Genomic DNA, 8,028 nt, shown 5'->3' on the forward strand with positions numbered 1-8,028 from the left:
CATATGCTGCACAGCATGACGAGTGAGCCGGAGCAGCAGATCGGAGTGGGTACCCAGGACGCGTTCCAGCGCCTGTGGACGCCCCATCGGATGGCCTACATCCAGGGTGAGAACAAGCCCACCGGACCGGGCGCCGACGACGGCTGTCCCTTCTGCTCCATCCCGGCCAAGTCCGACGAGGATGGGCTGGTCATCGCCCGCGGCGAGCGGGTGTACGCGGTGCTGAACCTCTACCCGTACAACGGCGGCCATCTGATGGTGGTGCCCTTCCGGCATGTCGCCGACTACACGGAACTGGACGAGGCCGAGACCGCCGAGCTGGGCCTGTTCACCAAGCGCGCGATGACCGCGCTCCGTACGGCCTCCGGTGCGCACGGCTTCAACATCGGGATGAACCAGGGCGCGGCCGCAGGCGCCGGGATCGCCGCCCATCTGCACCAGCATGTGGTGCCGCGCTGGGGCGGCGACACCAACTTCATGCCGGTCGTCGGCCATACGAAGGTGCTCCCGCAGCTGCTCGCCGACACCCGCACAATGCTCGCGGACGCCTGGCCCATACAGCCGTAACGACCTGGTGCACGATAGCCAGTGGATCAGCGAGCGGCGTCATGCGGCTTCGCATCCAAGGCGGAGGAGGGAGGCGACGCGGAGCGTCGTCGACTGACGACAACGCCGGAGGCGGAGTCGCAGGGCGTCGGGAGCCCGCTGGCTATCGTGCACCAGGTCGTAAGACGCTTTACGAGCCCCCGGGCGCTGTGCCGGCGCCCGGGGGCTCATGGCTGTTACGCGTCGTACGCGTCGACCTTCTTCGGCGACGGGTCCTGCACCGCGCCGATGAGGGAGGACGAGCGGCTGCCGAAACGCTCGGTGTCCACGCCGTGCTCGGCCAGGACCCGCATCGCGGCGTTGTGCGCCACCCGCAGGACCGGGGTGGCCGCCCGCATCGCGTCGTCGGCCATGAAGCGGTGGCGCCAGGGCTGATCGGCCCAGGCGTGCCGCAGACCGAAGGGCTCCGGGAGGCCCAGACTGCCGCCGAGGTAGTCGAGGATCGGCGGATACCAGGTGAAGGGAGCGCGCACCGCGAGGCGGACCGCCTCGCGCGGCTCGACCAGGGGCAGATTCCGCTTGGTCGTCTCCCAGAACCGGACCGTCTTGGCGACCGTGACGGTCTTGGGCGAGGGCTTCGAGGAGAAGAGGGAGTGCACCGGACCCAGCGCGTAGCCGGAGACCTCGATGCGCAGCGTCTCATGGAGGACGGTGACCGTGATCATCATGGTGATGACCAACTGGCCGTCCCAGAGCGTGAACTGCACCCCGAGATAGTGGCGGTTGCCGCTGCCGAACTGCTGGTGATTGCAGATCCGCTGTATCTCGTGACTCTTGACCTGGAAGGCCTCCACGTCCTGGCCGTCCGGCCTGGACACCGAGCCTGCGCCCTCACCGACCGGCGACACGATCCAGTGCTTGACCGAAGGGGTCGGGAAACCACCGGAGTTGAGCGGGCCGCGCTCCAACATCTTCAGCTGGTCGTGGATCGCGCGTATGACGTCATAGCTGCGGAACTGGTGGATCTCCTTGGCCGAGTCCTTGGGGACCAGCTCCTCGGCGAGCTGCCAGCTGCCCCAGCGGGTGCCCATGCCCAATATCCCCTTGGGCCCCGCGTAGAAGACGACGTTGGACCGCTGCTCGGCGGTGAGCTTCTCCAGGTTGTGGCGCAGCTCCTCCCGGGGGCCGTCGCCGGGGTTCCCGGGCACCGCCTCGGGGATCTTGGCGCCGGTGCCGCCGCCGGACAGGATTCCTCCCCAGCGGTCGCGCAGATCCTTCGCGGTCGACTCGCAGATCCGCTTGGCCAGCCACCAGCCGATGACCGGAGCGATGATCATGCCGCGCAGATACCAGCCCAGCACGCCGTTGAACGGCAGCCGGATCAGGAAGATCACGGCGAGGACGGCCACGGCGAGCAGCAGGGCGGTGCCCATGGCGCCGGTACGCCGGTCCTTCGCTCCCGCCAGGGTGCGGCGCAGCTGGAACACGCCCAGCCAGACCAGCAGTCCGGGCAGGAAGACCAGCCCGGACAGCACGGTCACCGCGGTGAGCTTGACGTCCCGCTCCTTGCGGATGTGATTCGCGGCGAGGCAGTGCTCCACCACGGACCGCGGTTCCATGCCGAAGGACTGGATGAGCGCGCCACGCCCGCCGCCGAGTGTCCGGAGCTGCACGGCGCGGGAGAATGCCTCGCCCAGATTCGGCTCGAAGAGCGAGAATCTGCCCTTCTTCACTTGGGACTTGTGCCAGTCGTTGTCGGCCTTGAGGATTTCCTCGACCGGGCTGTCCCGGTACGCCGCCGAGGCGAGGGCCTGCGTCGCCGCGGTCTGCCCGGCCGAACCCTGGAGCGGGATCTGTGCCCCCGGGCTGAAGTCGAATCCGTCGTTCGCCACTGCCGCCCCCTCGCCGCAAGTTCCGCTGCCGCGGTCTGTTCCCGTTCCGCGGGCCCCGCACACTCGCTGGGCTGGGCACCACAGAGTAACCGGGGTGCGCCGTCCGCGTCATGGGACCTGGCGCTGTTTCGCCACTCGCGGACAATTGATTCCCGAGAACGCCCGCGTGATCGCCAAGAACCGCCCGCAGCAAGGACTCCGGGCGGCCCGCCCCCTCAACTAAACCCCGGCCCCCTCCTGTTCGCGGAGCCTGTCCGCCAGGCCCGGTGGCATGGCCTCGTGGCGGGCGTACGAGCGGCTGAACCGCCCGGTGCCGTGCGAGACCGAGCGCAGGTCCACCGCGTACCGTCCGATCTCCAGCTCCGGCACCTCGGCCCTGACCAAGGTCCTTCCAGGTCCTGCCTGTTCGGTGCCGACCACCCGGCCGCGCCGTCCCGACAGATCACTCATCACCGGCCCCACGTACTCGTCGGGGACCAGGACCTCCACCTGCGCGACCGGCTCCAGCAGATGGATGGGTGCCTCGCCGGCCGCCTCTCGCAGCGCTAGGGCGCCCGCCGTCTGGAACGCCGCGTCGGAGGAGTCCACCGAGTGGGCCTTTCCGTCGAGCAGGGTGATCCGGATGTCGACGAGGGGATGGCCCGCCGCGACCCCGCGCGCCGCCTGCGCCCGTATGCCCTTCTCGACGGAGGGGATGAACTGGCGTGGCACCGCCCCGCCCACCACTTTGTCGACGAACTCGACACCGGACCCGGGAGGCAGCGGATCCACCTCGATCTCGCAGATCGCGAACTGGCCGTGGCCGCCGGACTGCTTCACATGCCGGCCGCGCCCCGCCGACCGCTCGCCGAAGGTCTCCCGCAGGGCGACCCGGTACGGTACGGCGTCCAGCTGGACGCCGTACCGGCTGCGCAGCCGGTCCAGCGCGACGTCCATATGGGCCTCGCCCAGGCACCAGAGCACCACCTGATGGGTGTCCGGATTCTGTTCCAGACGCATCGTCGGATCCTCGGCCACCAGCCGGGCGAGCCCCTGGGACAGCTTGTCCTCGTCCGCCTTGCTGTGCGCCTCGACGGCGAGCGGCAGCAGTGGGTCGGGCATGGTCCAGGGCTCGATCAGGAGCGGATCGTCCATGGCGGACAGGGTGTCCCCGGTCTCGGCGCGCGACAGCTTCCCGACGCAGGCGAGATCTCCGGCGACGCAGTGCGGGAGGACGCGCTGCTGTTTGCCGAAGGGGGAGGAGAGCGAGCCGATCCGTTCGTCGACGTCGTGGTCCTCGTGCCCCCGGTCGGTGAGGCCGTGGCCCGACACATGCACGGTCTCGTCCGGTCGCAGCGTGCCCGAGAAGACCCGTACGAGAGAGATCCTTCCGACATAGGGGTCGGAGGCGGTCTTGACGACCTCCGCGACGAGCGGACCCTGCGGATCGCAGCTGATGCCCGGCCGCGGGGTGCCCTGCGGGGTGGTGACCGCGGGGGCGGGGCGCTCCAGCGGGCTGGGGAAACCGCGGATGATCAGGTCGAGCAGCTCGACGGTCCCCAGCCCGTGCCGGGCGCCGGGGGGCGCGGGCGCGGCCGCCAGCACCGGATGGAAGACGCCGCGCGTGACCGCCTTCTCCAGGTCCTCGATCAGCGTCTCGAGCTCGATCCCGCCGCCGCCGAGATAGTGGTCCATGAGGGTCTCGTCCTCGCTCTCGGAGATGATCCCCTCGATCAGCCGGTTGCGGGCCTCCTCGATCAGTGGCACCTGGCCGGGGTCGGGCGGATTCTCCCGGCGCTCCCCGGAGGAGTAGTCGAAGATCTTCTGGGTGAGCAGTCCGACCAGACCGGTGGCCGGGGCGTGCCCGTCGGGGCCCTCCGGGCCGTGCACCGGCAGATACAGCGGCAGTACGGCGTCGGGGTCGTCCGCGCCGAAGATCCGCGCGCAGACCCGGGTCATCTCGTCGAAACCGGTCCGTGCCGTGTCCAGGTGCGTGACGACGATCGCGCGCGGCATGCCGACCGCCGCGCACTCGTCCCACACCGTGCGGGTCGCGCCGGCCACGGCCTCCGCCTCCTGGGCGGCCGACACAACGAAGAGGGCCGCATCCGCTGCCCGCAGACCGGCCCTCAGCTCCCCGACGAAATCGGCATAGCCGGGGGTGTCCAGCACATTGATCTTGTATCCGCCCCATTCCAGGGGGACGAGGGAGAGCTGTACGGAACGCTGCTGGCGGTGCTCGATCACGTCGTAGTCGGAGACCGTCCCGCCGTCCTCGACCCGGCCCGCCCGGTTGACGGCTCCCGCGGTGAGCGCGAGAGCCTCGACGAGGGTGGTCTTTCCCGAGCCGCTGTGGCCGACCAGCACCACGTTCCTTACGGACGCGGGCCGGTCGGCCGTCGCTGCCCTGCCGGCGGCCCCGGGGTGGGTACGCGCTTTGTCGCCCATGGTTCATGCCTCCCGATCGATCTCACGGTGAGGAGAGGAGTCAGGAGCGGGCCGGGGGAGCCGCGGGGCAGCTCCGGCGATGCCCGCGGTGGTCTTTCGAGCTTCGCACTCCGCTCACGGCGCGTCCATACGTCGTACGCGAGGGCCTGGTCCGGGTGCCCGGCGGTGCGGCGCGGAGGTCGTGACTACGATGGGCCAGCCGGTGGCCGTAGGGGCCGCTCGGCCAACCGAACCTCGGGAAGGCCATGCTGAACAAGTACGCGCGTGCATTCTTCACGCGTGTCCTCACACCGTTCGCCGCATTTCTGCTCCGGCGGGGAGTCAGCCCGGATGCGGTCACGCTCATCGGTACGGCCGGAGTGATGGCGGGTGCGCTGGTCTTCTTCCCTCGCGGGGAGTTCTTCTGGGGCACCATCGTGATCACGGTCTTCGTCTTCTCCGATCTCGTCGACGGCAATATGGCGCGGCAGGCGGGGATCTCCAGCCGCTGGGGCGCCTTCCTCGACTCGACCCTCGACCGGGTCGCGGACGGCGCGATCTTCGCCGGCTTCGCGCTCTGGTACGCGGGCACGGGCGACAACAATGGGCTCTGCGCCGTCGCGATCTTCTGTCTGGCCAGCGGCCAGGTCGTCTCGTACACCAAGGCGCGCGGCGAGTCCATCGGGCTGCCGGTGGCCGTCAACGGGCTGGTCGAGCGCGCCGAGCGGCTGGTCATCTCGCTGGTCGCGGCCGGTCTCGCCGGGCTGCACGCCTTCGGAGTCCCCGGGATCGACATCCTGCTGCCGATCGCGCTGTGGATCGTGGCCGCGGGCAGTGTGGTGACGCTGGGCCAGCGAGTCGTCACGGTACGGCGGGAATCCGCGGAGGCGGACGCCGCCGACGCGCGGGCGGACGCCGGGCGGGGGAGTGGGGCCACGTCATGAGCGGGGCGAGCGAGCGGGTGACCGACGCGCTGTACGGGCTCGGCTGGAGCACGGTCAAGACGCTCCCCGAGCCGGTGGCCGCCGCCCTCGGCCGGACCATCGCGGACACCACCTGGAAGCGGCGGGGCAAGAGCGTCCTGCGCCTGGAGTCCAATCTGGCGCGCGTCGTGCCCGATGCCGGACCCGAGCGGCTGGCCGCGCTGTCCAGGGCCGGGATGCGCTCGTACATGCGCTACTGGATGGAATCGTTCCGGCTGCCCTCCTGGAGCGCGGAGCGCGTGCGCGCCTCGGTCGAGATCAAGGACATCCACCGTCTGCAGGACGGCCTCGCGTCGGGGCGGGGCGTCGTGCTGGCGCTGCCGCATCTGGCCAACTGGGATCTGGCCGGGGTCTGGGCCACCCGGGCGCTCGGCGTGCCGTTCACGACGGTCGCCGAGCGGCTGAAGCCGGAGACGCTGTACGACCGTTTCGTCGCCTACCGCGAGAGCCTGGGCATGGAGGTGCTGCCGCACACCGGCGGTTCCGCCTTCGGCACGCTGGCGCGGCGGCTGCGGGCGGGCGGGCTGGTCTGTCTGGTCGCCGACCGCGATCTCTCGTCGTCCGGTGTCGAGGTCGACTTCTTCGGGGCCACGGCCCGGATGCCCGCAGGGCCTGCGCTGCTGGCCCAGCAGACCGGGGCGCTGCTGCTGCCGGTGACGCTGTGGTACGAGGACGCACCGCTGATGCGCGGGCGGGTGTATCCGCCCGTCGAGGTGCCGCAGACAGGCAGCCGCGCCGAAAAGACGTCTGTCATGGCACAGGCGGTGGCCGATGTCTTCGCCACCGGAATCGCGGAGCACCCGGAGGACTGGCACATGCTGCAGCGGCTCTGGCTCGCGGATCTCGAACCTGAGCGCGAACGTGGGCGGACGAGCCCCGGCGGGAGTCCTCAGTGAAGATCGGCATCGTCTGCCCGTACTCGTGGGATGTGCCGGGCGGCGTCCAGTTCCACATCAGGGACCTGGCGGAGCACCTGATCCGGCTGGGACACGAGGTGTCCGTACTGGCGCCGGCGGACGACGAGACACCGCTGCCGCCGTACGTCGTCTCGGCGGGTCGCGCCGTGCCCGTCCCGTACAACGGGTCGGTCGCCCGGCTGAACTTCGGCTTCCTGTCGGCGGCGCGGGTGCGGCGGTGGCTGCACGACGGCACGTTCGACGTGATCCACATCCATGAGCCGACCGCACCGTCGCTGGGGCTGCTCGCCTGCTGGGCCGCCCAGGGGCCGATCGTCGCGACGTTCCACACCTCGAACCCGCGGTCACGGGCGATGATCGCGGCCTATCCGATCCTGCAGCCCGCGCTGGAGAAGATCAGCGCGCGGATCGCGGTGAGCGAGTACGCGCGGCGGACGCTCGTGGAGCATCTGGGCGGTGACGCCGTGGTCATTCCGAACGGGGTCGACGTCGACTTCTTCGCGAAGGCCGAGGTCAATCCGGCGTGGCAGGGCGGCACGATCGGCTTCATGGGGCGGATCGACGAGCCGCGCAAGGGGCTGCCGGTGCTGATGAAGGCCCTGCCGAAGATCCTCGCCGCGTACCCGGAGACCCGGCTGCTGGTGGCGGGGCGGGGGGACGAGAAGGAAGCGGTCGAGACCCTTCCGAAGGCGATGCGGGCCCGGGTCGAGTTCCTCGGGATGGTGAGCGACGAGGACAAGGCACGGCTGCTGCGCAGCGTCGACCTGTACGTCGCGCCCAACACGGGCGGCGAGAGCTTCGGCATCATCCTCGTGGAGGCGATGTCGGCGGGCGCGGCGGTGCTGGCGAGCGACCTGGACGCGTTCGCGCAGGTCCTGGCGCACGGCGCGGCGGGCGAACTCTTCACGAACGAGGACGCGGACGCGCTGGCGGGGGCGGCGGTCCGGCTGCTGGGCGACGGCGAGCGGCGTGCGGAACTGCGCGAGCGGGGGAGCGCGCATGTGCGGCGCTTCGACTGGTCGACGGTGGGCGCGGACATCCTGGCGGTGTACGAGACGGTGACGGACGGCGCGGCGTCGGTGGCGACGGACGAACGGTCCGGGCTGTGGGCGAGATTCGGCCTGGCGCGGGACTAGGCCCTGTCCGGTCGATCTTCGCGGGCTCGCGACGCCCGGCACGGCACCTCGCTGCGTTGTCGGAGTCGTCCAAGTACGTCCAGTACGAGGACGATCCTCCGCCTTGCGATGTACCGCACCGGACGCCGCGGGCTGATCCACGAAGATC

6 protein-coding genes are annotated in these 8,028 nt (G+C 70.5%); 4 read left to right on the forward strand and 2 right to left on the reverse strand.

What is annotated here, in order from left to right; all coding sequences use genetic code 11:
* Nucleotides 1-3 precede the first annotated feature (3 nt).
* Entirely contained in the window at nt 4-567 is a 564-nt protein-coding gene (locus tag ACZ6MZ_RS23585; protein WP_384193729.1) for an HIT family protein, read from the forward strand.
* Nucleotides 568-782: 215 nt separating this feature from the next.
* Here the strand turns inward: ACZ6MZ_RS23585 and ACZ6MZ_RS23590 are convergent, their stop codons facing one another.
* Together ACZ6MZ_RS23590 and ACZ6MZ_RS23595 are read right to left on the reverse strand one after the other, a co-directional pair.
* Complete coding sequence (locus tag ACZ6MZ_RS23590; RefSeq protein WP_469354066.1) at nt 783-2,438, reverse strand: hypothetical protein; 1,656 nt, start codon at nt 2,436-2,438, stop codon at nt 783-785.
* A gap of 219 nt (nt 2,439-2,657) precedes the next feature.
* Entirely contained in the window at nt 2,658-4,865 is a 2,208-nt protein-coding gene (locus ACZ6MZ_RS23595) for an elongation factor G-like protein EF-G2 (RefSeq protein ID WP_389787327.1), read from the reverse strand.
* A gap of 245 nt (nt 4,866-5,110) precedes the next feature.
* On the opposite strand from ACZ6MZ_RS23595, the gene pgsA reads away from it, so the two are divergent.
* Genes pgsA through ACZ6MZ_RS23610 form a run of 3 tightly spaced genes read left to right on the forward strand, consistent with a single transcriptional unit; the run spans nt 5,111 to nt 7,880 of the window.
* The gene (gene pgsA / locus ACZ6MZ_RS23600) at nt 5,111-5,788 is read left to right on the forward strand and encodes a phosphatidylinositol phosphate synthase (protein WP_384190076.1); all 678 of its coding nucleotides are present in this window, start codon (nt 5,111-5,113) and stop codon (nt 5,786-5,788) included.
* A complete protein-coding gene (locus ACZ6MZ_RS23605) occupies nt 5,785-6,723 on the forward strand; it encodes a phosphatidylinositol mannoside acyltransferase (RefSeq protein ID WP_389787329.1) in 939 nt (312 codons plus the stop codon). Before pgsA ends, ACZ6MZ_RS23605 begins: the two co-directional genes overlap by 4 nt.
* The gene (locus ACZ6MZ_RS23610) at nt 6,720-7,880 is read left to right on the forward strand and encodes a glycosyltransferase family 4 protein (RefSeq protein WP_469354067.1); all 1,161 of its coding nucleotides are present in this window, start codon (nt 6,720-6,722) and stop codon (nt 7,878-7,880) included. The genes ACZ6MZ_RS23605 and ACZ6MZ_RS23610 overlap by 4 nt, the downstream gene beginning before the upstream one ends.
* Nucleotides 7,881-8,028 lie beyond the last annotated feature (148 nt).

The organism is Streptomyces sp. NPDC042201, from assembly GCF_055582185.1.

What these genes read in the sequence shown, in the direction of transcription:
- ACZ6MZ_RS23605 (WP_389787329.1), top strand. Translation starts at nt 5,785, where the DNA reads ATGAGCGGGGCGAGCGAGCGGGTGACCGACGCGCTGTACGGGCTCGGC.
- ACZ6MZ_RS23585 (WP_384193729.1), top strand. Translation starts at nt 4, where the DNA reads ATGCTGCACAGCATGACGAGTGAGCCGGAGCAGCAGATCGGAGTGGGT.
- pgsA (WP_384190076.1), top strand. Translation starts at nt 5,111, where the DNA reads ATGCTGAACAAGTACGCGCGTGCATTCTTCACGCGTGTCCTCACACCG.
- ACZ6MZ_RS23595 (WP_389787327.1), bottom strand. Translation starts at nt 4,865, where the DNA reads ATGGGCGACAAAGCGCGTACCCACCCCGGGGCCGCCGGCAGGGCAGCG.